The following is a 21,917-nucleotide window of genomic DNA, read 5'->3' as shown; positions in this document are numbered from 1 at the left end:
ACACCGGAAGTTTCAACGACCAGATTCAGACCGACACAACAAAGAAACTGACGATCAACCCCATCCCCACAAACCACACCAGCGACCGTAGCATTGCCCAGTCCGCCAAATAGCAAATGATGAAGAGCAGCCGACTGGTGATGAACAGCACCGACAGCACATTGATTGTCACCAGTTCGGCATTGCCGGCCAAGTGAGCCACGATCACCGCCGCCGCAAACGCCGGGGTCACTTCAAAACTATTCAGTTGCGCCGCATACGCCCGCTTGCCCAAGCCCTCCAGAGAGTCGAGAAACCCCCGAGGGTCATGATTGTGTCTAAGCCCATACCCGCCACTGATCTTGGCGATACCTATGCACAAATAAGGCAAGCAGATCGCAATCAAAATGCACCACAGAGCAACCGTCATAACGCAGTCCCTTCTTCAAGTTATAGAAAATCGAATTCCATCAGGGGCGACTAAAACTTCATCACCAACATGCCGATCAGCACCAGCCCACAGGCTAAGAGACGGGGCCTGCCGAAAGGTTCTTTCAGGTAGCGCATGCCAAACAGCACCACCAGAATCACACTGATCTCGCGCAACGCCGCTGCTTCGGCAATCGAGCCGAGCTGCATGGCCCACAGCACCAGAGCGTAGCTGAACAGTACGCAAAACCCGACCGCCAACCCCAACCGCCACTGCTCGCGCCAGAACAGCATGAACGCCGGCCGCTTGCGCACCAGCGCCAGTAATGGGAACGGCCAGGCGCTGAGCAAGGTGACCCACACCAGGTAATCCAATGGGTGGGACCAGCGCCGTAAGGCCTGACCATCGATGAAGGTATAGCAACCGATGCACAACCCGATCAGCGCCACCACCGGCAGCATCGACCATGGCAGTCGCACCCCGCCACCGCCTTGCCAGAGCAGGCACAACATGCCGAACGGGATCAGCAAAATCCCGAAGATCTGCTGAGCCGTCAGCACTTCCCCGGCGAAGATCAGCGTCAGTGCCAGTACCACCAGCGGCGACAGGCCACGCATCAAGGGATAGACCAGACCGAGATCGCCGACCCGATAGGCCTGGATCAACAGGTAGCGATAGAGCAACTCGAATGCCGCTGACGCGAGAATCCACGGCCACATCTCCAGTGGCGGCAGCGCCACGAAGGGCAGCATCAGGGCGACAAACAGCAGCGCCACGCTGTCCATGCAGGCCACCACCAACAGCCGCTCCGCGCTGAATTTGATCAGGGTATTCCACGCCGCGTGCAACAGCGCTGCCACCAACACCAGACCCGTCGCAAGCACGGCACACTCCTTATTTTGCCCCACCCTCCCCCTCACATCATGGGGCAGAGAATTGATTCGCCATATGTCTGCAGCTGTTTATACTGCAAGCGACCACGCCGCACTCAGTTGCGCACACACTAATTCCAATAATTCCTGCCTCTGCCCGCTCTCACCGAGAACGGTCGTCGGCCTGCGTATGCCTGATCAAAGCGTCAAGACTACCGACAGAGACCTTGCGCATGCCACTCGCCTTGCTTGCACTGGCTGTTGCCGCCTTCGGCATCGGCACCACTGAATTCGTCATCATGGGCTTACTGCCCGATGTCGCCCGCGACCTCGCCGTGAGCATTCCTCACGCGGGCCTGCTCATCACCGGTTACGCCCTGGGCGTGGTGTTCGGTGCGCCGATCCTCGCGGTCGGTACCGCCGACATGCCGCGCAAAGCCACGCTGTTGGGCATGACGCTGATGTTCATTCTCGGCAACATCCTCTGCGCCCTGGCGCCGAACTACGCCACTTTGATGGCCGCGCGGGTAATTACGGCGCTGTGCCATGGTGCGTTTTTCGGCATCGGTTCGGTGGTCGCTGCCGGCTTGGTGGCACCGAACAAACGAGCCCAAGCGATTGCCATGATGTTCACCGGCCTGACGCTGGCCAACGTGCTGGGCGTTCCATTGGGCACCGCGCTCGGGCAATACGCCGGCTGGCGCTCGACGTTTTGGGCGGTCTCGGTGATCGGTGTGATTGCGGCCATTGCGCAGTGGGTTTGGCTGCCCAAGGAAATCCCCATGGACAAGGCCAACCTGGCCAGCGAGTTCAAAGTGCTGGGCAAGGTCAACGTGCTGCTGGCGCTGGGCATGAGCGTGCTGGCGTCCACCAGTCTGTTCAGCGTGTTCACCTATATCGCGCCGATCCTGCAAGACATCACCGGTGTCAGCCCGCATGGCGTGACGATCATGTTGCTGTTGTTCGGGGTCGGTCTGACGGCAGGCAGCATGCTTGGCGGCCGATTGGCGGACAGTCGTTTGCTGCCTTCTCTGGTGGGCATGGCGCTGGCCGTGGTCATCGTGCTGGCCGCTTTCAGTCAGACCAGTCACTCAGTGATCCCGGCGGCGATCACGCTGGTGTTGTGGGGCATCTTCGCGTTTGCGCTGTGCCCGATCCTGCAATTGCTGATCATCGATCAGGCTCATGAAGCGCCGAACCTTGGATCGACGTTGAATCAAAGCGCATTCAATCTCGGCAACGCAGCCGGGGCATGGATTGGCGGGCTGGTGGTGGCCAGTGGCGCGGACCTGGCGGACTTGCCGTGGACCGGCGCACTGGTCAGCGGGTTGACGGTACTGACGGCGCTGCTTTTCATCTACCTGCAGCGTCACAGTGCTGTCACGGTCAATGTGTCCGGCTGACAGAGTCAGTTTTGCCACTGATCATTTTTTGATCTTCTGCGGTTCGGGCTCCTGGTCCCGCTCCGCCGACGTCTTCGCCGGCCCGATTTCACTGCGAATCTGCGCGTGACTGATCAGCGCGAAGATAAAACTGCCACCGATGATGTTCCCCACCAGCGTGGGACCTGCGAATACCAGCCAGAAATCCTTCCACGGTAAGTCGCCGGCAAATACCAGGTAGGAAACCTCGACCGATCCGACCACGATGTGGGTGAAATCTCCAAGGGCCATGAAATAGGTGATGAGGATGATGATCCACATCTTGGCGCTTTCCATGGACGGGATCATCCAGACCATGGTGGCAATCATCCAGCCGGAGATGATGCCTTTGGCGAACATTTTGCTGGCATCGTTCTCCATGACCTTGCGCCCGATGTCGAGGAAGGCCAGATCGGTCTTGGTGTCGAAAATCGGCAGGTGCAACATCACATACGCCACCAGCAAGGTGCCGCAGAGGTTGCCCACCAGCACTACCGACCACAGTCGCAGAAGCCGACCGAAGTTACCCAGCGTAGGTTTGCTCATGATCGGCAGTACGGCAGTCAGGGTATTTTCGGTGAAGAGTTGCTGGCGGGCGAGAATCACCGCGAGAAAACCTGCGCAGTAACCGAAGCTGGCGATCACCTTGAAGCCCTCGCCGTCCGGCAGACGCGAGTTGAGCAGCCCCATGCCCATCAGCGACAAACCCATGGTCAGGCCGGCAGCCAGGGCCGACCACCACAGCGCCGCGACACTACGCTCGAGCTCCTTATCACCCTGGGTGCGAATGATTTCGTGCAGCACCGCCGCGCGCGGTGGCTGGTTCTTGTCGACCTCGCGCTGTTCTTTCGCCGAGAGGTCCGGGGTCTTGCCGTCTTTGGACGTGTCCATAAAGCTCCTGAACCAGTGGCGTGTCGTTTAATTACGACACGCGGGGTTCAGGTCCGTTCTGTAGGAGGTTCGCTTATCCGACGATGTCATCATCCTTGAACTGGTCTTTGACGTACCTGATCTCGGTCCGGCCGTGCGGCGCGGGCAGGCCGTCTTCACCCAGGTTGACGAAAACCATCTTCTCCACCGTCAGGATGCTCTTGCGGGTGATCTTGTTGCGCACTTCGCAGGTCAGCGTGATCGAGGTGCGACCGAACTCGGTGGCGGTGATGCCCAGTTCGATGATGTCGCCCTGACGCGAGGCGCTGACAAAATTGATCTCGGAAATGTATTTGGTGACCACGCGCTGATTACCCAGCTGGACGATGGCGTAGATCGCCGCTTCTTCGTCGATCCAGCGCAACAGGCTGCCGCCGAACAGCGTGCCGTTGGGGTTGAGGTCTTCGGGTTTTACCCATTTGCGGGTGTGGAAATTCATGCTCACTCCTGACCGTCTTGCCGATTGATGCCGGCCATCATGGCAGAGCCCGGACTAGAGCTCTATTACGCATCGACTATGGTCTCGATTACCGTTCGGACATTGACCAACAGAAACGCTTTGGAAGATCAGCATAGCCCGCTATAATCGCCCCCGTTTCAAAACGGTAATGTTCACTTGCTACCGTTTTCCCGCCACCTGTCCGAGGGGCGCTGCAGCAGGTTCGACCTGTCAGGCTCGGATGGGGCGTTGACTGGCCACGGCCAGACACTAAACGCACAACGGCGCCCATTCGCATACATTACGAATGGAGGCTCATCATGAGCGCTGTTATCACGCCTGTAGATTTTAACGATTACAAAGTCGCCGACATGTCCCTGGCTGCCTGGGGCCGTCGCGAAACCATCATCGCCGAATCCGAAATGCCAGCCCTGATGGGTCTGCGCCGCAAATACTCCGCCGAGCAACCGCTCAAAGGCGCGAAGATCCTCGGCTGCATCCACATGACTATTCAGACTGCCGTGCTGATCGAAACCCTGGTTGCCCTGGGTGCCGAAGTGCGTTGGTCGTCCTGCAACATTTTCTCGACTCAAGACCAGGCCGCTGCCGCTATCGCTGCTGCCGGTATCCCGGTTTTCGCCTGGAAAGGCGAGACTGAAGAAGAGTACGAGTGGTGCCTGGAGCAAACCATCCTGAAAGATGGCGCGCCTTGGGATGCCAACATGATCCTCGACGACGGCGGCGACCTGACCGAGCTGCTGCACAAGAAATACCCGGCGATCCTGGACCGTGTCCACGGCGTCACCGAAGAAACCACCACCGGCGTTCACCGCCTGCTGGACATGCTGGCCAAGGGCGAGCTGAAGATCCCGGCCATCAACGTCAACGACTCGGTGACCAAGAGCAAGAACGACAACAAGTACGGCTGCCGTCACAGCCTGAACGACGCGATCAAGCGCGGTACCGACCACCTGCTGTCCGGCAAGCAAGCGCTGGTCATCGGTTACGGTGACGTGGGCAAGGGCTCGGCCCAGTCCCTGCGTCAGGAAGGCATGATCGTTAAAGTCTCCGAAGTCGACCCGATCTGCGCCATGCAAGCCTGCATGGACGGTTTCGAACTGGTTTCGCCGTTCATCGACGGTATCAACAACGGTACCGAAGCGAGCATCGACAAAGCACTGCTGGGCAAGATCGATCTGATCGTGACCACCACCGGCAACGTCAATGTTTGCGACGCAAACATGCTCAAAGCCCTGAAGAAGCGCGCTGTTGTCTGCAACATCGGCCACTTCGACAACGAAATCGACACCGCTTTCATGCGCAAGAACTGGGCATGGGAAGAGGTGAAGCCGCAGGTTCACAAGGTTCACCGCACCGGTCCAGGCGCTTTCGACGCTCAGAACGACGACTACCTGATCCTGCTGGCCGAAGGGCGTCTGGTTAACCTGGGCAATGCCACCGGCCACCCAAGCCGCATCATGGACGGTTCGTTCGCCAACCAGGTTCTGGCGCAGATCTTCCTGTTCGGCCAGAAGTACGCCGACCTGTCGCCAGCCCAGAAAGCCGAGCGCCTGACCGTTGAAGTACTGCCGAAGAAACTCGACGAAGAAGTGGCCCTGGAAATGGTCCGCGGTTTCGGTGGCGTGGTCACTCAACTGACCAAGCAACAGGCTGACTACATCGGCGTGACCGTCGAAGGCCCGTTCAAGCCGCACGCCTACCGCTACTGATCGGTCCTGCTGCCTGCTCTCCCTTGTGGGAGCGGGCTTTTTGTGGGAGCTGGCTTGCCTGCGATAGCATCTCCTCAGTGTTCCTGAAACACCGAGGTGCCAGCATCGCGGGCAAGCCCGACTCCCACAAAAGCCCGCTCCCACATTGGGATGTGCAAGCGTCCGGCTTACGTGTTTCCAAGGATATGACCATGTCCCAAGACCGTCGCTACAGCTTCGAATTCTTCCCTACGAAGACCGATGCTGGGCATGAAAAACTGATCGCCACTGCCCGTCACCTGGCGACCTACAATCCCGACTTCTTCTCCTGCACCTACGGCGCTGGTGGTTCGACCCGTGATCGCACCCTCAACACCGTGTTGCAGCTTGAAAGCGAAGTCAAAGTCCCTGCTGCACCGCATTTGTCCTGCGTGGGCGACAGCAAGGCCGACCTGCGCGGCCTGCTGAGCCAGTACAAGGCAGCCGGCATCACACGTATCGTTGCGCTTCGCGGTGACCTGCCCTCGGGCATGGGCATGGCCAGCGGCGAGATGCGTCACGCCAATGACCTGGTTGAATTCATTCGTGAAGAAACCGGCGATCATTTCCACATCGAAGTCGCCGCTTACCCGGAGATGCATCCGCAAGCGCGAAATTTCGAAGACGATCTCAACAACTTTGTGCGTAAGGCCAACGCCGGCGCCAACAGTGCGATCACCCAGTACTTCTTCAACGCCGACAGCTATTTCTACTTCGTCGAGCGTGTACGGGCCAAGGGCGTGAACATCCCGATCGTGCCGGGGATCATGCCGATCACCAACTACAGCAAGCTGGCGCGCTTTTCCGACGCTTGCGGTGCGGAAATTCCGCGCTGGATCCGCAAGCAACTGGAAGCTTACGGCGACGACACCCAAAGCATTCAAAGCTTTGGTGAGCAAGTCATCACCGAGATGTGCGAACGCCTGCTGCAAGGTGGTGCACCGGGGCTGCACTTTTACACGCTGAATCAGGCTGAACCGAGCCTGGCGGTGTGGAACAACCTGAAGTTGCCACGCTAATAATCGTTAACGCACGATCAAAAGATCGCAGCCTTCGGCAGATCCTGCAGGGGAATACGTACCTCTGCAGGCGCTACCGAAGACTGCGATCTTTTGCTTTTGATGTCCGATCCAGAGCTTCTGGATCCGGTTTCTGGCTCTTTATGATTTCTCGTCGTAATCTCAAGCCATGCCCCTGATCGCTCAGTTACTCACCGTGCTTCTGTTCACTTGCCTGAGCCTCACCGCTCGGGGCGAGAAGTTGCGTATTGTCACCGAACCTTGGGCACCTTACGTGTACGAGGAAAACGGCAAATCGCTGGGCCTGGACTACGAAACCACGGCCATCGTCTTCAAACGCCTCGGGATCGACGTGGAATGGCAGTTCCTGCCGTGGAAACGCTGCCTGTCGATGCTCGAGCAAGGCCAGGCAGATGGTGTGCTGGATATTTTCCACAGCAATGAACGCGAAGCGACCCTGCTCTACCCCAGCGAACCGCTCTCGCAAGTCGAGTTCGTGATGTTCTACGCCAATGAACGGCCGTTTCCATTTCGCACCCTGGACGACCTGAAAGGCCTGACCATCGGTACCTCGCCGGGCTACCTGTACAGCAAGGACTTCAGCGAATCGACGCTGTTCACCCAAGAACCGGCTCCCACCCATGAAGCCAACTTCGGCAAACTGGTGCGCGGTCGCATCGACCTGCTGATCACTGATCGCCGGGTCGGCCAGCATTTGCTCGATCAACTGAATATCCGCGACAAGATCACCGAGAACCCGGTCATCATCAGCCAGCAAAGCCAGTTTCTGGCGGTACGCCGCAATGCCGGGATGGATTTGTTGGTGCAGCGTTTCGGTGCCGAGCTCAAACGTTTCAAGCGCGAGCCGGCCTATGCCGAACTGAGCGCCCGCTATGGCGCCGGCCCAGCCATCGAAGCACGGGCCGCCAACGCCACCGCAACCGGCGGAAAAACCGTTGAGCAGCAGGAAAGCGGCGCGCAGTGATTGCTCTGTTATACTCCGGCCTTCCCGCCAGGCTCACGCCCGGACGCTCGGACTTGTTCAAGGCATCTCGATCCCGCTACAGCGCAGCTTTTCAGCCCGCGCGAGCGCTCCAGACGAGCCTTCGAGGCCCAGCAGGACCGGACGGGATTGCGTCCTCTTAAACGCCATTCGCGCCAGGCAAGACTCCCATTGGGCCAAGCCCTAACTAAAACAGGATTACTCATGTCCTTTGCTTCCCTCGGTCTCTCCGAGGCTTTAGTCCGCGCCATCGAGGCAGCGGGCTATACCGAGCCTACTCCGGTGCAACAGCGGGCCATTCCCGCCGTGTTGCAAGGTCGCGACCTGATGGTTGCGGCACAGACAGGTACTGGTAAAACCGGCGGCTTCGCCCTTCCGATTCTGGAGCGGTTGTTTCCCAACGGTCACCCGGACAAATCCCAGCGTCACGGCCCGCGCCAACCGCGCGTACTGGTCCTGACCCCAACCCGCGAACTCGCGGCCCAGGTGCACGAGAGCTTCAAGGTCTATGCCCGTGACCTGAAGTTCGTCAGCGCCTGCATCTTCGGCGGCGTCGGCATGAACCCACAGGTTCAGGCCATGTCCCGCGGTGTCGACGTGCTGGTGGCCTGCCCCGGCCGCCTGCTCGACCTCGCTGGCCAAGGCAGTGTCGATCTGTCCCACGTGGAAATCCTCGTGCTGGACGAAGCCGACCGCATGCTCGACATGGGCTTTGTCCATGACGTGAAAAAGGTCCTTGCCCGTCTGCCGAGCAAGCGCCAGAACCTGCTGTTCTCGGCGACGTTCTCCAAAGACATCACCGACCTCGCCGGCAAGCTGCTGCACAACCCGGAACGCATCGAAGTCACGCCGCCGAACACCACGGTCGAGCGGATCGAACAGCGTGTTTTCCGTCTGCCAGCCAACCACAAGCGTTCGCTGCTCGCGCACCTGATCACCGCTGGTGCCTGGGAACAGGTGCTGGTGTTCACCCGCACCAAGCACGGCGCCAACCGTTTGGCCGAGTACCTGGACAAACACGGCCTCACCGCCGTCGCCATCCACGGCAACAAGAGCCAGAACGCCCGCACCAAAGCCCTGGCCGACTTCAAGGCCGGTGAAGTGCGCATCCTGGTCGCCACCGACATCGCCGCTCGCGGCCTGGACATCGACCAGTTGCCCCACGTGGTCAACTTCGAACTGCCGAACGTCGATGAAGATTACGTGCACCGCATCGGTCGTACCGGCCGTGCCGGTCGTTCGGGCGAGGCGATCTCGCTGGTCGCTCCGGACGAAGAAAAGCTGCTGAAAAGCATCGAGCGCATGACCAAGCAGAAAATCGCCGACGGCGACCTGATGGGCTTCGATTCCAGCGCCGTGGAAGCCGAGAAACCAGAAGTTCGCGAGCGTCCGGATGTGCGTAACCCGCGCAACCCACGTGGCCCGCGCGGCGATGGTCCGAACGGCAGCGGTGGTGGCGGCGGTCGTAAAGACAAAGGCAAGGACAAGGGCGGCAAGGAAAAACCTGCCGCCACTGGCCGTGGCGATCGCCCTGCCCGTGAACACAAGCCTCGCGAAGGTACCCCGGCCCGCGAGCAACAGCGCCCGGCACCTCGCGCCGCCGCTGACCGTGCTCCGGACGAGTTCCTGGACGACGATGTCGATAACTTTGGTAACCGCGTCGACTACGTGCCTCAGCAGAAACCTGCTCAGGGCCGTGGCCGCCGTCCGGGCGCTCCGGCACAAGGCGCAGGCGCGAGTGCTCCGCGCACCGGTCAGCCACAAGGTCGCCAGAACGGTCCGCGCAACAGCAGCGGCGCAACCACCGGCACGCCACCGGCCAAGCGCAGCGGCCCACGCAACGGTGCTCCACGTGATGGCCAGGCCCGTCGCGAAGAGTCCCGCAACCGCCGCCCGGCCCGTGACGAACAACCTCGTTCGGAACCGGCCGTGCAGAACCCGCGGGGCCCGGCACCGAAGATCATTCACAAGGAGTCGAAAAGCGATCGCTTCCCGACACCTGAACAACTTGATCAACTCCCAGGCCGTCCGCGCGGCGAAAAACCAGCGTTGCTGACCCGCAATCGCTGATTTATCGCTGATATGAAAAATGCCCCGGATCTCGCGATCCGGGGCATTTTTTTATGCTGGCGAAGAACCCTGTGGGAGCGGGCTTGCCCGCGATGACGTCCGTCCAGCAAACATTGATATTGACTGACCCACCGCCATCGCGGGCAAGCCCGCTCCCACAGTAGCTCGGCACCGTCCGTATGGATTCTGGCAGACCATAAAAAACGCCCCGGATCGCGAGATCAGGGGCGTTTTTGTTCAAGCAGCGAATTTCACTTCGCTTTCACACCTTCAAACGTAACGTACAGTTCAACCGCATCGGACGTTGGGCCCAAATCTTTCTGTTTGCCGAAATCGGAACGCTTGATGCTGGTGGTGCCTTCGAAGCCGGCACGGTAGCCGCCCCATGGATCCTTGCCTTCACCCAGGAAGGTGGCTTTGACCACGATTGGCTTGGTCACACCCAGCAAGGTCAGGTTACCGGTTACGTCGGCAGTGTCTTTGCCAGCGGCGTTTTTGCCGGTGGATTTGACGCTGGTGGAGACGAACTTGGCGTCGGCGAATTTACCCACGTTCAGGAAGTCATCGCTGGCGACGTGCTTGTCACGTTCGGCGTGGTTGGTGAACACGCTGGCGGTGCGCACGTTGAACTCGATCTTGCTGTCTTCCGGCTTGGCAGCGTCGAAGCTGAACTTGCCGTCGATATCCTTGAAGGTACCGGTGATGTAGCTGTAACCCAGGTGGCTGATCTTGAAGTCAACGAAGGCGTGCTGGCCTTCTTTGTCGACAACATAATCGGCCGCCATCACGTTAGCCGACAGCAGGGCAGAACCGATTGCCAGAGCGGCGAGCGTCTTTTTCAACATGCTTTCTATTCCTTTGGAGTCGAGGTTGAACATCAGGCTTTGCGTCCCAGCATTCGCGCCAGGGTCGCATCACGATCGATAAAGTGGTGTTTCAATGCTGCCAACGCATGGAGGCCGGAAAAAATTACCAGCGCCCAAGCCAGGTACAAATGGATTACACCAGCGGTGTCTGCCTGGTCCGGTAGTCCGGAAACCAGTGCAGGAACTTCAAACAGGCCAAACACCGGGATTCCGACACCGTCTGCGGTGGAAATCAGGTAACCGGCAATCATCACAGCGAACAGCCCGAGATAGAGGAAGGCGTGGCCGAACACGGCGCCAAGACGCGTCATGCGGCTATAACTTTGCAGGGGCGGTGGAGGTGGGCTGATGAAGCGCCACAACACCCGCAGCAGCATGACGGCGAACAACACCAGGCCAATGCTCTTGTGCAGATCCGGCGCATCTTTACGCCAGGAGCTGTAGTAGTCGAGACCGACCATCCACAGCCCTAATGCGAACAGGCCGAAGACGGCGAGCGCCACACCCCAGTGCATGAAGATGCTGACCCAACCGTAGCGGGAAGAAGAGTTACGTAGCTGCATTGCCCAAATCCTGTAAGAACTGCGCCCAAGATTATCGAGTTATCTATCGACTTAAAGCGGAAAATTTCGCTCTGAAACATCGAGAAATACGATCATGACCTTGAGGTCGAGATGTTAAGAGAGTGTTAACCGGAAGAAAAAACCTACAGACGCTGTCCCATATTCGCTTCCAAAAAGCCTTTACCACTCGTCAGAACTGTCATATCTGACAGTAGCCACCAATACAGGTCATTGATGAACCTGATCTCGGGCGGTTGTCCGAGCGTCTGAACAGGAGTTCTACTATGAGTCACCATTCGAGTTCATCCCCCGCCACTACGCGCAACCTATCCAATTCGATACCCGTAGGGGAAGGACCGCGAGGGATAGCCATCAACGACGATGGATCACGGGTTTTTGTTTGCAATTACATTTCCGGCAATGTGTCAGTGATCAACACCCGGAACAGAAAGGTAATCCGCACCATCGCCGTCGAGCGTTATCCCCAAAACATCGTCCTTGCCCATGGAGGGAAAAGAGCTTACGTGACCAACTACGGTTCAAGTTCGGTTTCAGTTATTGATACTGAAACCTATGCGGTGGGTAACGTCACGGTGGGAAGACATCCTCGGGGAATCGTCGTCAGCCGGGACGGGAAGCATGTTTACGTCACCGTTCGACAAGATAAAGAGTGGCTGGCAATTATTGACACCCGCACTTATGCGGTGAGCAGAGTGCGAGGATTACCCTCTCCCTCTATAAGTGTGGATATCAGCCAGGACGATTCGCGTCTTTATATTTCCAGCACCAACTCCCCTGGCGGTCCTTATCAGGACGCGCTCACCGTCATTAGCAGCAAGACCTTCAAAGTCATCAGCATCATCAAAACCGAACAATATCCGTCAGCGGTTACCGTCAGCCCCGACGGCAGCAAAGTGTATATCGTGGGTATGGACGCTCGAAAACTGACCGTGTTGGACACCCGGTCATCGATCGTCAGGCATTTCGACTTTGTGACGTGCGAAGGGAAAGTAGTATTCGGCGAAAGAAACGCTTATGCCGTGGATCAAACCAGAAAAGAGGTCGTGGAAGTGAGTACCACCACCCATGAGATTGTTCGCCGGGTTCCAATCCCTGGCGCTTTTGACCCGTATGACATGGTTCTTGATAAACACAACCACGCCTATATCAGCGACTACCAAAAAGACGAAGTACATAGTGTCGATCTAGCTTAGCGTCAAAGCAAAATCAGCAGCGACCTACGCAAGATATAAAAAAAGCGCGGCATCACTGCCGCGCTTTTTTTGATTCCAGGACTTACTGCGTCTTGGTTTCAGTCGTCGCCGGGGTCTTCGCAGCAGTGCTGACCGCTGGTTTCTTCACCGGCTCAGTCTTTTTCGCCGTTGCCTTGACCGGAGCTTTTTTGGCCTCGGTTTTGGCAGCAGGCTTTTTCACGGGGGCTTTGGCCGGTGCTTTCCTGGCAGGCTCTGCTTTCACCGGTGCCGCAGGCTTCGGCGGCTCAACCGGTGCTGGCGCTGGAGTCGGCGCAAGTACTGGGGCGGGTGCCGGAGCAACCGGTGCCACGGGTGCTGGTGCCTTGGCCGGTGCCGCTTTGTCGTCAGAACCACCGAACAGGTTGGTGAAGAAGTTGCCTTTCTTCGCCGCCACTGCACCTGCCGCTGCTGCGGTCGCCGCCGGAACAACTTTCGCCGGCTCAAACGATTTGCCTGCCGCCAGGTCTTCTACCTGACTGGCTGCACGCTGACCGGTGCGCAATGCGCCTTCCAGAGTGCCTGGGTACAAGGTATCGGTGTGTTCGCCGGCAAAGGCTACACGTTGAATAGGACGCTCCCACAGACGCCAGTACTTGCTGATCTGGCCCGGGCCGAAGGCCAGGTAAGCGCCGCCCATCGATGGGTCAGTGCTGTAGCGACGGATTTCATAACCGGTAAACGAACCGCGTGCCTGTGGATAAAAGGCGTGCAGGCGAATCAGCACCTGATCGACCATCTGCTTGTCGCCGAAAGCCTGCATCACGCGCGCATTGTCGCCGGACAGGTTGATCACCACGTTGGCGCCGCCCTTCAGCGCAGGCTCGACCCACATCATGCCCAGGCCGGTGTTGCTGTAGATCTCGCCGGACATGCGCGCCTTGCTTTCCCACACCGGCGTCTTGAACTTCAGCATGATCTGGTCACGCCAGCCGTAGTTGGTGCCCTTGATGGCGCCCAGGTGCTGGGCATCCAGCGCCGGGGTCATCTGGATCTTGTTCAGCGCACGCAATGGCACGGCCAGCACAACGTAGTCCGCCTGATAGCCAACACTGCCGACTTTGACGGTCACGCCGTCCTTGTCCTGAGTAATGGCCGAAACCGGGGAGCTGGTCTTGATGGTTTTCAGTTGTTTGACGAAAGCCTGGGCCAGCACCGGGCTGCCACCAGGCAGACGGGAGGCGCGCAGGTCACGGTCGGCAACGCCACGGTAGACGCGGCTCTGTTGTGCGAAGTACAGCAGCGACAGACGCGAAGGTTCGTCATAGCGGGTACGAATCTGCTGATTCACCAACTGACGCGCAGTGGCTGGCAGATTCAAGCGATCGAGCCAGTTGGACACGTTGATCTGGTCCAGGGCAAACAGCGTGCTGTTGGCGGCCGGGTTCTGCGGGTCCTCGATCGAACGCGCCAGATCATCCAGGGTCGTTTCGTAGCGTTTCAGCGCCTCGGCGGTGGCCGGCTGTTTAGTCGCCAGGTCCGCAGCGGTGAAATACACGCCGTCGATCAGGTAGCTCGGGGTCCGCACGAATTCGGGGGCTGGCGTGGTGGTCAGCTTGAACGTCGAGACGTACTTGTTCAGCACCGGCTGGGCCTTGTCATTGCCGATCCACTCACTGGTGGCCATGCCGGAGCGACCGCCCAAAGTCGGCTTGGCTTCCAGCAGGGTGACCTGCCAGCCTTTGTTCTGCAGTTCGTACGCCGCGGTGAGGCCCGAGAGCCCGCCGCCGACCACGATCACCGTTTTATCCTTGGCCAGCGCCGAAACGCTGAACAGCCCCAACATCACCAGCGCACAGGCGCGCAGCCAACCAGCAGACATTCAGCGAACTCCGGAAATACACGAGGGAAATAGCGGTTTTACGAGTCAGACGACTCAAAGAACCGCGAAGAATACGTCAGCCATCAAAACGCCGCCAGCGACGTCTATCTCCTTATACAAAGTAGCTCAATCGACACAATGGGTTGTCCCGATGACGCGCATTGCATAGGCTTGCGCGATTGTTTGCCCGCGCACCCAGCGAGCCGCCTCGAGGAGACTGAACATGGGCCTGAATAATCAGTGGATGCAACGCGATCTCGCGGTGTTGTGGCATCCCTGCACCCAGATGAAAGACCACGAACAGCTGCCGCTGATCCCGATCAAACGCGGCGAAGGCGTCTGGCTGGAAGACTTCGAAGGCAAACGCTACCTCGACGCAGTCAGCTCCTGGTGGGTCAACGTGTTCGGGCATGCCAACCCGCGGATCAACCAGCGCATCAAGGATCAGGTCGATCAGCTGGAACACGTGATCCTCGCCGGTTTCAGCCATCAGCCGGTGATCGAACTGTCGGAGCGTCTGGTGAAGATGACGCCCGAAGGCCTGACCCGGTGCTTCTATGGCGATAACGGTTCGTCGTGCATCGAAATCGCGCTGAAAATGAGCTTTCACTACTGGCTCAACCGCGGCCAGCCGAACAAGAAGCGCTTCGTCACCCTCACGAACGGTTACCACGGCGAGACCATGGCGGCGATGGCGGTGGGTGACGTGCCGCTGTTCACCGAAACCTACAAAGCCCTGCTGATGGACACCATCAAGGTGCCGAGCCCCGATTGCTACCTGCGCCCCGAGGGCATGAGCTGGGAAGAACACTCGCGCAACATGTTCGCCGCCATGGAGCAGACGCTGGCCGACAACCACGACACCGTGGCCGCGGTGATTCTGGAGCCGCTGATCCAGGGCGCCGGCGGGATGCGCATGTATCACCCGGTGTACCTCAAGCTGCTGCGCGACGCCTGCGATCGTTATGGCGTGCACCTGATCCACGATGAAATCGCCGTCGGCTTCGGCCGCACCGGAACGATGTTCGCCTGCGAACAGGCCGGTATCCGCCCGGATTTCCTCTGCCTGTCCAAAGCCCTGACCGGCGGTTACTTACCGTTGGCGGCCTGCCTGACCACCGATGAGGTCTACAGCGCCTTCTACGACGACTACCCGACCCTGCGCGCCTTTCTGCATTCCCACAGCTACACCGGCAATCCGCTGGCATGCGCGGCGGCATTGGCGACGCTGGATATCTTCGAAGAAGACAACGTCATCGAGAACAACAAGGCCCTGGCCCAGCGCATGGCCTCCTCCACCGCGCACCTGGCTGATCACCCGAACGTTGCCGAAGTGCGCCAGACCGGTATGGTGCTGGCCATCGAGATGGTCAAGGACAAGGCAAGCAAGACCGCTTATCCGTGGCAGGAACGTCGTGGTTTGAAAGTGTTCCAGCATGCGCTGGAGCGTGGTGCTTTACTGCGGCCTTTGGGCAGCGTGGTGTATTTCCTGCCGCCCTACGTGATTACCCCGGAGCAGATCGATTTTCTGGCCGAGGTGGCCAGCGAAGGCATCGACATCGCCACCCGCGACAGCATCAGCGTGGCGGTGCCGAAGGACTTTCATCCGGGCTATCGTGATCCGGGCTGATTGACTTCACCTAAGCTTCAGCGGTGACCGGACTACCGTCATCGCGGGCAAGCCCGCTCCCACAGGATCGGCGCAAAACCTGTGGGAGCGGGCTTGCCCGCGATGGGGCCGCCAGACTTCCACACTTTTACAGAGACCATTGATGAGACTGTCCCGCTTCTTTATCGACGCCCCCTTGAGCACCGGCGAACACGAGCTTCCCGAGGCCCAGGCCCATTACATCAGCCGTGTGCTGCGCATGGCCGAGGGTGATGCGGTGCAATTGTTCGACGGCTCGGGTCATGAGTTTCGCGGCACGCTGGCGGAAGTCGGCAAGAAGCGCGTCGTCGTGCAGATCGATGAAAGCTTCGCCGGGCAGGTCGAGTCGTCGCTGGCGGTCCATCTCGGCCAGGGTTTGTCCCGTGGCGAGCGGATGGACTGGGCGATTCAGAAAGCCACCGAACTGGGTGTCAGCGAAATCACCCCGATCTTCACTGACCGCTGCGAAGTCCGCCTCAAGGACGAGCGCGCCGATAAACGCCTGATGCACTGGCGTCAGGTGGCGATCAGCGCCTGCGAGCAGTGCGGGCGTTCGCGGGTGCCGGTGATTCATCCTCCGCTGCTGTTGGCCGACTGGCTGAAGCAGACGGAGGCCGAATTGAAGCTGGTGCTGCACCCGGTGGCCGAGCCACTGGTGAGCCATGCGAAGCCGGCGACACTGGCGTTTCTGATCGGCCCGGAAGGCGGGTTGTCCGACATTGAAGTCGAGCAGGCCAAGGCTGGCGGTTTTCGCGCCGCCCGCCTCGGCCCTCGCGTGTTGCGCACCGAAACCGCGCCGGTGGTGGCGTTGGCGGTGGCCCAGCAGTTGTGGGGCGACTTTTAGGTTTGATCGTTCCCACGCTCTGCGTGGGAATGCAGCCCGTGACGCTCCGCGTCACTGGACGCAGAGCGTCCCTAGAGGCATTCCCACGCAGAGCGTGGGAACGATCCTACTGCACCGGGTCGCTCACCGGCTTGGCGATAATCGCCTTCAACTCGCTGGTCATCGGAAACTCCAGGTTCAACCCCTTCGGCGGAATCGGCTGCTGGAACCAGCGGTTGTAGATGCCATTGATTTCCCCCGAGCTATACAGATCGGCCAGCGTCGCATTCACCAACTCGAGTAATTGCGGATCGCCCTTGCGCACCATGCAGCTGTAGATTTCCCGCGATTGCTCCTCGCCCACCACGACCCACTTATGCGGATCGCGGGCCTTGGCCCGTTCGCCGTAAAGCAACGCATCATCCATATAGAACGCCGCCGCCCGCCCTGATTGCAGCATCTGGAATGCTTCGCCGTGGTCCTTGGCGCTGATCACGAACATATCGATCTTGTGATCGACGTTGTAGCTCTTCAGAAACCGCTCATTGGTGGTGCCAGCGGTGGTCACGACGTTCTTGCCACGCAGATCGGCGAAACTCTTGATGCCGCTGTCCTTCGCCGTGAGCAACTGCCCCTTCACGTAGATAAACCCGTAGGAAAACGCCACTTGCTGCATGCGCTCGGCGGTCACGCCGGTCGAGCCGCACTCGAGGTCGACCGTGCCGTTCTGCACCAGCGGAATGCGCGTTTGCGAGGTCACCAGGTTGTACTTCACCTGCAGATCCGGCAGCTCGAGTTTTTGTTTGATGCGCTCGACAATCTTGCTCGCCAGGTCCACCGAATAGCCCATCGGCTGCCCCGTGTGATCACCCACGTAAGAGAACGGCACCGACGCGTCGCGATAGCCCAGCGTAATGCTCTTGGCATTGGCGACCTTGTTCAGCGTGCCGGTCAGCGGCGCTTCACTGGCCTGGATCTGACTGGCGAGCAGCAGGCCGAGGGTGCAGCCGATCAACGTGATTTTTTGCATTGTTATTCTCCGTTGTGGGTAAGGCGATTAGCGGTGACGCAGGGGTGTCAGGCCCTGTATTTCGATCGGAGGCGCGCGTCGGCTAATCAAATCGCCAAGCAACCGAGCGCTGCCGCAGGCCAAAGTAAAGCCCAAGGCACCATGGCCGAGGTTGAGCCAGAGATTGCGGTACGCCGTGGCGCCAATCAACGGCACGCCGCTGGGAGTCGCCGGGCGCATGCCGGCCCACGCGATAGCGGCGTCGTAATCGCCGGCATTGGGCAAGGTTTCCTGCGCCTGGCGCTTGATCAGCGCCAGACGCTTGGGATCGAGCGCCGGGTCGAAACCGACAATGTCGACCATCGCCGCCACCCGCAGTTGTGCCCCGATGCGGGCGTAAACGATCTTGCGGTTGTAATCGGTGATGCTCAGCTCCGGCGCGCGATGTTCGGCGCGGATCGGCAGGGTCAGGCTGTAGCCCTTGAGCGGGTACAGCGGCAGGTTCATGCCCGGCAACGCCAGCGCCGGGCTGCGATGCCCGGCGGCGATCACCAATTGCTCAACCGGCAATACCTGAGCGCCCATTTCGATGGCCTGCACCGCGCCGTCCCCATGGCGAATGCCGGTGACCGTGCGGCTCGGCAAAAACTCACAACGCCCCGACGCCTTGAGCCGAGCCACAAGTTGCAGGCAGAAAGCATGGCAATCGGCGACTTCTTCATCGGGCGTGTAGATCGCGCCCACAAACGGCGCCTCAGCAAGTGCCGGCTCCAGCTGTGCGCACTCGGCCCGGGACAACACCTGTTGCTGTCGTGGATCAGCCAGCCCTTGGCGCGCGTGCTCGAAACTCGCGGCTTCACGAAACGTCACCAGTTTGCCGTTGCGCCGCCAGTCGAAACCGTCGAGGAGGTCTTCGTCGCGCCAACCTTGCAGCGTGGCCTGGCTCAGCAGCGCCAGACGCAGCAGGTGTGCGCCGTTGCGCTGATTCACCGAACGCCGACAGGCCGCCAGAAAGGACGCCATCCAACGCCATTGCGCCGGGTCCAGACGCGGACGCAGCTTCAGCGGCGAGTCGCCGCGCAACATCCAGCCCAGCGCCTGCAACGGCACGCCGGCATCGGCCAGTGGCGCGACATAGCGGTAGGACAGCTGGCCGCCGTTGGCGAAACTGGTTTCGCTGGCAAACGAATCCCGGGCCTCGATCAGCGTCACATCGATGCCGTCGCGAACCAGTGCGTAAGCCGTTGTCAGCCCGATGACGCCGCCACCGATGATGCAAACCCGCTGAGCCATGTCTGTCCTTAAGCGTTGTTGGAACGTGCTTCAGGTTAGGACCAGGTGACAGCCGTTGAACAATGCATAAAGATGCCTGACCCATAAACAAAGGTTATGGACTTGTCATGCGACTGCGACACATCGAGATCTTCCAGGCCATTCGCCAGACCGGTTCGGTCAGTGGCGCCGCACAGTTGCTGCACGTGTCGCAGCCGGCGGTAAGCAAAGTGCTGCAACACGCCGAACAGCAATTGGGCTTTCCGTTGTTCCTGCGGGTACGCGGTAAATTGCAGCCGACGCCCGAAGCCCTGGAGCTTGAGCGCGAGGTCGATAAGGTCACTGAAAGCCTGCAAGGCGTGCGACGCCTGGCCCAAAGCCTGCGCCGCGAGCCGGGCCACAGTGTACGGATCGGCGCGATCCCGGCGCTGGCCTTGTCGCTGCTGCCGCCGGCGATCAACGAATGGACACAACGCTACCCGGAAATCGCCTGCGAACTGTCCAGCGCCCACAGCCGCGAGCTGATGCAGAATTTGCTGATGCGCGAAGTGGATGTCGCCCTGACGCTGCAAGCGCCGGATCACCCGGGCCTGAAGGCGCAGCCTCTGGCCAGTGGAATGCTGGTGGCGCTGGCGCCGAAGGGCTATTGGGCCGACGACACTCACGGCAAACCACTGCCGTTAATCGAACTGGCCGGTGCGCCGCTGATCGGCCTGTCCAGCGCCGACCCGCTGGCCGCCAGACTCGACAGCTACCTTGAGGCGGTCGATCCGCCGCCAAAGGTACGCATCGCCGTGCAGACCTATTCGCTGGCGCGGGCAATGGTTGAATCCGGTGCAGGGTTGGCAGTGATCGACCCGTTCACCGCACTCGGCGCGTCCCCCGCCACCACGGCGATTCGCCCCTTGGCGCCGGCGCTGCCGATCACCCTGTACGCGGTGACCCGCGCCGACGAACCGCCACCGCACACCTTGAGCGATTTGTTGCAAGTATTCAGCCGACGGGCGCAGGCGCAACTGGATCGCTTGATCCTGTAAAGGCCTTAAAGCACGTAGAACCAAATCGCCACAAAGTGCAGCAAACTCCCGGCGATCACGAACAGATGCCAGATCCCGTGGGCATGGCGCAGACGATGATCGAGGGCAAAAAAGATAATTCCCACGGTATAAAACACCCCGCCCGACGCCAGCCAGGCGAAGCCGACAGGGCCCAGTGCCGCCAGTAACGGCTTGACTGCTACCAGCACGATCCAGCCCATCACCGCATAAATCACGATCGACAGAATCCGCGCTTCCGAGCGGGGTTTGATTTCTTGCAAAATGCCGATCAGCGCCAGCCCCCAGACAATCCCGAACAGCGTCCAACCCCATGGCCCGCGCAGGGTCACCAGGCAAAACGGTGTGTAACTGCCGGCAATCAGCAGGTAGATCGAAAAGTGATCGACCTTCTGCATGATCGCTTTCTTGCGCCCGCGCACGCTGTGATACACGGTCGAGGCGCTGTAAAGCACCAGCAAGGTGAAGGCGTAAATCGCCACGCTGACAATCTTCCACGGACTGCCGTCCATACTGGCGATCACCAGCAGCCACACGCCCCCGACAAACGCCGCCACCGCCCCGAACAAATGCGTCCAGGCGTTCAATCTTTCCCCGTGATACATGCGTTGCTCACCTCAAAATTCATTGCCGCATCGCGCAAGGCTCAGGCCTCAAGGTTAAAAGCGCAATGTTTCCGTATAGCGCCGCTCCTACAAAAAGCCATCGAGCCAAACGTCAGCCAATTGGGCACAATCGAACGATTCGAATAAGAGTCTGGCCCATGCTGATCGATGAAGAGTTGACCCTGAAAAAACTCGAGGTGTTCCTGGCCTTCATGCGCACCGGCAACCTGGCCCGCGCCGCCGCCGAGTTGCAAACCAGCAACGTCAGCGTGCACCGCGCCATCCACTCTCTGGAAAGTGCCCTGCGTTGCCCGCTATTCAAACACGAAGGCCGCAACCTGACCCCACTCGAAAGCGCTTATGTGCTGGAAGAGCGCGCGCAGAAGCTGATCCAGGACGTGCTCGAAAGCGTGCGCCTGACCCGCGAAGCCGCCGGGTTCTCGGCTGAGCGTTTCAAGCTTGGGTCACTGTATTCACTGACGGTGAAGACCGTGCCGCAGCTGATCATGGGCCTGAAAATCCGCCGCAGTGAACTCAATATCGACCTGATCCTGGGCTCGAACATCGACCTGTTGTACAAGCTCAAGAACATGGAAGTCGACGCGATCCTGGTGTCGCTGGACGACAGCGTCAACGACCCGGACTGTGAACAGATTCCGCTGTTTTCCGATGACATCTTCCTCGCCACCCCGGCTGACTCGCCCTTTGCCCAGCGGGCCGAAGTCGATCTGGCCGAGGTGCGTGACGAGACATTCATCACCTTGACCCAAGGCTTCGCCACGCACCAGGACGGTATTCGGGTGTTCAAGCAGGCGGGGTTCGAGCCGAAGGTGGCGATGCAGGTCAACGACATCTTCACCCTGCTGAGCATGGTCAGCTCCGGGGTGGGTTATGCGTTGCTGCCGGGAAGGATTGCGGCGGTGTATGAGAACCGGGTGAAGCTGATCCCATTGCAGGAAAAGTACCGGTTGCAGCAGCACATTGGCGTGGTGTTTCTGAAGGCCAAGGAGCGTGACCCGAATTTGCTGGCGTTGTTGGCGGAGTGTCGGATGTATGCCAATCGGCAGGCCACCCAATGATCGTTCCCACGCTC

At 59.8% G+C, this 21,917-nt stretch carries 20 protein-coding genes and 1 riboswitch; of the genes, 10 read left to right on the top strand and 10 right to left on the bottom strand.

What is annotated here, in order from left to right:
• Positions 1 to 25: 25 nt before the first annotated feature.
• Both PSH65_RS02255 and PSH65_RS02250 read right to left on the bottom strand, forming a co-directional pair.
• The gene (locus PSH65_RS02255; protein ID WP_305424748.1) at positions 26 to 409 is read right to left on the bottom strand and encodes an MAPEG family protein; all 384 of its coding nucleotides are present in this window, start codon (positions 407 to 409) and stop codon (positions 26 to 28) included.
• Between the two features lie 50 nt (positions 410 to 459).
• Positions 460 to 1,293 carry an EamA family transporter gene (locus PSH65_RS02250; protein WP_305424746.1) on the bottom strand — a complete coding sequence of 278 codons (834 nt, stop codon included), beginning with the start codon at positions 1,291 to 1,293 and terminating at the stop codon, positions 460 to 462.
• 221 nt (positions 1,294 to 1,514) lie between these two features.
• Between PSH65_RS02250 and PSH65_RS02245 the strand changes: the two genes are divergently transcribed.
• Positions 1,515 to 2,684 (top strand): MFS transporter, encoded by a 1,170-nt coding sequence (locus PSH65_RS02245; RefSeq protein ID WP_305424745.1) that lies wholly within the window; start codon positions 1,515 to 1,517, stop codon positions 2,682 to 2,684.
• A 21-nt stretch (positions 2,685 to 2,705) separates the two neighbouring features.
• Here the strand turns inward: PSH65_RS02245 and PSH65_RS02240 are convergent, their stop codons facing one another.
• Positions 2,706 to 3,593, bottom strand: a complete 888-nt coding sequence (locus PSH65_RS02240; RefSeq protein WP_305424744.1) for a formate/nitrite transporter family protein — start codon at positions 3,591 to 3,593, stop codon at positions 2,706 to 2,708.
• Between the two features lie 73 nt (positions 3,594 to 3,666).
• Positions 3,667 to 4,071, bottom strand: coding sequence for an acyl-CoA thioesterase (locus PSH65_RS02235; RefSeq protein WP_052965028.1), 405 nt, complete (start codon positions 4,069 to 4,071; stop codon positions 3,667 to 3,669).
• A 198-nt stretch (positions 4,072 to 4,269) separates the two neighbouring features.
• A riboswitch (S-adenosyl-L-homocysteine riboswitch) is annotated at positions 4,270 to 4,368 on the top strand.
• Positions 4,369 to 4,391: 23 nt separating this feature from the next.
• Here PSH65_RS02235 and ahcY point away from each other — a divergent pair.
• The 4 genes from ahcY (at position 4,392) to PSH65_RS02215 (ending at position 9,911) form a co-directional block, all read left to right on the top strand.
• On the top strand, positions 4,392 to 5,801 hold the full coding sequence (gene ahcY, locus PSH65_RS02230) for an adenosylhomocysteinase (protein WP_007898042.1): 1,410 nt from the start codon (positions 4,392 to 4,394) through the stop codon (positions 5,799 to 5,801).
• A 191-nt stretch (positions 5,802 to 5,992) separates the two neighbouring features.
• Entirely contained in the window at positions 5,993 to 6,838 is an 846-nt protein-coding gene (metF, locus tag PSH65_RS02225) for a methylenetetrahydrofolate reductase [NAD(P)H] (RefSeq protein WP_305424743.1), read from the top strand.
• 169 nt (positions 6,839 to 7,007) lie between these two features.
• Positions 7,008 to 7,823 (top strand): ABC transporter substrate-binding protein, encoded by an 816-nt coding sequence (locus PSH65_RS02220; RefSeq protein WP_305424742.1) that lies wholly within the window; start codon positions 7,008 to 7,010, stop codon positions 7,821 to 7,823.
• Positions 7,824 to 8,045: 222 nt separating this feature from the next.
• A complete protein-coding gene (locus tag PSH65_RS02215; RefSeq protein ID WP_305424741.1) occupies positions 8,046 to 9,911 on the top strand; it encodes a DEAD/DEAH box helicase in 1,866 nt (621 codons plus the stop codon).
• 251 nt (positions 9,912 to 10,162) lie between these two features.
• On the opposite strand, the gene PSH65_RS02210 is transcribed toward PSH65_RS02215, so the two are convergent.
• Positions 10,163 to 10,756, bottom strand: a complete 594-nt coding sequence (locus PSH65_RS02210; protein WP_305424740.1) for a YceI family protein — start codon at positions 10,754 to 10,756, stop codon at positions 10,163 to 10,165.
• Between the two features lie 32 nt (positions 10,757 to 10,788).
• Complete coding sequence (locus PSH65_RS02205; RefSeq protein WP_305424739.1) at positions 10,789 to 11,340, bottom strand: cytochrome b; 552 nt, start codon at positions 11,338 to 11,340, stop codon at positions 10,789 to 10,791.
• A gap of 284 nt (positions 11,341 to 11,624) precedes the next feature.
• Here PSH65_RS02205 and PSH65_RS02200 point away from each other — a divergent pair, with 284 nt between their 5' ends.
• The gene (locus tag PSH65_RS02200; RefSeq protein WP_305424738.1) at positions 11,625 to 12,554 is read left to right on the top strand and encodes a YncE family protein; all 930 of its coding nucleotides are present in this window, start codon (positions 11,625 to 11,627) and stop codon (positions 12,552 to 12,554) included.
• A gap of 82 nt (positions 12,555 to 12,636) precedes the next feature.
• Here the strand turns inward: PSH65_RS02200 and PSH65_RS02195 are convergent, their stop codons facing one another.
• Complete coding sequence (locus PSH65_RS02195) at positions 12,637 to 14,412, bottom strand: flavin monoamine oxidase family protein (protein ID WP_305424737.1); 1,776 nt, start codon at positions 14,410 to 14,412, stop codon at positions 12,637 to 12,639.
• A 223-nt stretch (positions 14,413 to 14,635) separates the two neighbouring features.
• On the opposite strand from PSH65_RS02195, the gene PSH65_RS02190 reads away from it, so the two are divergent.
• On the top strand, positions 14,636 to 16,042 hold the full coding sequence (locus PSH65_RS02190) for an adenosylmethionine--8-amino-7-oxononanoate transaminase (protein ID WP_305424736.1): 1,407 nt from the start codon (positions 14,636 to 14,638) through the stop codon (positions 16,040 to 16,042).
• A 142-nt stretch (positions 16,043 to 16,184) separates the two neighbouring features.
• Positions 16,185 to 16,904 carry a 16S rRNA (uracil(1498)-N(3))-methyltransferase gene (locus tag PSH65_RS02185; protein WP_305424735.1) on the top strand — a complete coding sequence of 240 codons (720 nt, stop codon included), beginning with the start codon at positions 16,185 to 16,187 and terminating at the stop codon, positions 16,902 to 16,904.
• A gap of 106 nt (positions 16,905 to 17,010) precedes the next feature.
• Here PSH65_RS02185 and PSH65_RS02180 read toward each other — a convergent pair whose 3' ends face one another.
• Both PSH65_RS02180 and PSH65_RS02175 read right to left on the bottom strand, forming a co-directional pair.
• Complete coding sequence (locus PSH65_RS02180; RefSeq protein ID WP_305424734.1) at positions 17,011 to 17,913, bottom strand: transporter substrate-binding domain-containing protein; 903 nt, start codon at positions 17,911 to 17,913, stop codon at positions 17,011 to 17,013.
• A gap of 27 nt (positions 17,914 to 17,940) precedes the next feature.
• On the bottom strand, positions 17,941 to 19,185 hold the full coding sequence (locus PSH65_RS02175) for a D-amino acid dehydrogenase (protein ID WP_305424733.1): 1,245 nt from the start codon (positions 19,183 to 19,185) through the stop codon (positions 17,941 to 17,943).
• A 107-nt stretch (positions 19,186 to 19,292) separates the two neighbouring features.
• Between PSH65_RS02175 and PSH65_RS02170 the strand changes: the two genes are divergently transcribed.
• Positions 19,293 to 20,201, top strand: coding sequence for a LysR family transcriptional regulator (locus PSH65_RS02170; RefSeq protein WP_305424732.1), 909 nt, complete (start codon positions 19,293 to 19,295; stop codon positions 20,199 to 20,201).
• Between the two features lie 5 nt (positions 20,202 to 20,206).
• Here the strand turns inward: PSH65_RS02170 and PSH65_RS02165 are convergent, their stop codons facing one another.
• A complete protein-coding gene (locus PSH65_RS02165; RefSeq protein WP_305424731.1) occupies positions 20,207 to 20,824 on the bottom strand; it encodes a hemolysin III family protein in 618 nt (205 codons plus the stop codon).
• Between the two features lie 158 nt (positions 20,825 to 20,982).
• On the opposite strand from PSH65_RS02165, the gene PSH65_RS02160 reads away from it, so the two are divergent.
• Complete coding sequence (locus PSH65_RS02160; protein ID WP_305424729.1) at positions 20,983 to 21,903, top strand: LysR substrate-binding domain-containing protein; 921 nt, start codon at positions 20,983 to 20,985, stop codon at positions 21,901 to 21,903.
• Positions 21,904 to 21,917: the final 14 nt, after the last annotated feature.

The sequence above is a fragment of the Pseudomonas sp. FP603 genome (assembly GCF_030687415.1).
Classification (GTDB): Bacteria; Pseudomonadota; Gammaproteobacteria; order Pseudomonadales; family Pseudomonadaceae; genus Aquipseudomonas; species Aquipseudomonas wuhanensis.
The sequence above is the reverse complement of the archived record's forward strand: the minus strand, read 5'-3'. Positions and strand labels throughout refer to the sequence as shown.

Bases quoted from the DNA above. Each gene is read 5' to 3' on its own strand.
- PSH65_RS02190 (WP_305424736.1), top strand. From the start codon at position 14,636: ATGGGCCTGAATAATCAGTGGATGCAACGCGATCTCGCGGTGTTGTGG.
- PSH65_RS02210 (WP_305424740.1), bottom strand. From the start codon at position 10,756: ATGTTGAAAAAGACGCTCGCCGCTCTGGCAATCGGTTCTGCCCTGCTG.
- ahcY (WP_007898042.1), top strand. From the start codon at position 4,392: ATGAGCGCTGTTATCACGCCTGTAGATTTTAACGATTACAAAGTCGCC.
- PSH65_RS02215 (WP_305424741.1), top strand. From the start codon at position 8,046: ATGTCCTTTGCTTCCCTCGGTCTCTCCGAGGCTTTAGTCCGCGCCATC.
- PSH65_RS02160 (WP_305424729.1), top strand. From the start codon at position 20,983: ATGCTGATCGATGAAGAGTTGACCCTGAAAAAACTCGAGGTGTTCCTG.
- PSH65_RS02175 (WP_305424733.1), bottom strand. From the start codon at position 19,185: ATGGCTCAGCGGGTTTGCATCATCGGTGGCGGCGTCATCGGGCTGACA.
- PSH65_RS02200 (WP_305424738.1), top strand. From the start codon at position 11,625: ATGAGTCACCATTCGAGTTCATCCCCCGCCACTACGCGCAACCTATCC.
- PSH65_RS02235 (WP_052965028.1), bottom strand. From the start codon at position 4,071: ATGAATTTCCACACCCGCAAATGGGTAAAACCCGAAGACCTCAACCCC.
- PSH65_RS02255 (WP_305424748.1), bottom strand. From the start codon at position 409: ATGACGGTTGCTCTGTGGTGCATTTTGATTGCGATCTGCTTGCCTTAT.
- PSH65_RS02185 (WP_305424735.1), top strand. From the start codon at position 16,185: ATGAGACTGTCCCGCTTCTTTATCGACGCCCCCTTGAGCACCGGCGAA.
- PSH65_RS02180 (WP_305424734.1), bottom strand. From the start codon at position 17,913: ATGCAAAAAATCACGTTGATCGGCTGCACCCTCGGCCTGCTGCTCGCC.
- PSH65_RS02195 (WP_305424737.1), bottom strand. From the start codon at position 14,412: ATGTCTGCTGGTTGGCTGCGCGCCTGTGCGCTGGTGATGTTGGGGCTG.
- PSH65_RS02205 (WP_305424739.1), bottom strand. From the start codon at position 11,340: ATGCAGCTACGTAACTCTTCTTCCCGCTACGGTTGGGTCAGCATCTTC.
- PSH65_RS02240 (WP_305424744.1), bottom strand. From the start codon at position 3,593: ATGGACACGTCCAAAGACGGCAAGACCCCGGACCTCTCGGCGAAAGAA.
- PSH65_RS02165 (WP_305424731.1), bottom strand. From the start codon at position 20,824: ATGTATCACGGGGAAAGATTGAACGCCTGGACGCATTTGTTCGGGGCG.
- PSH65_RS02220 (WP_305424742.1), top strand. From the start codon at position 7,008: ATGCCCCTGATCGCTCAGTTACTCACCGTGCTTCTGTTCACTTGCCTG.
- PSH65_RS02170 (WP_305424732.1), top strand. From the start codon at position 19,293: ATGCGACTGCGACACATCGAGATCTTCCAGGCCATTCGCCAGACCGGT.
- metF (WP_305424743.1), top strand. From the start codon at position 5,993: ATGTCCCAAGACCGTCGCTACAGCTTCGAATTCTTCCCTACGAAGACC.
- PSH65_RS02245 (WP_305424745.1), top strand. From the start codon at position 1,515: ATGCCACTCGCCTTGCTTGCACTGGCTGTTGCCGCCTTCGGCATCGGC.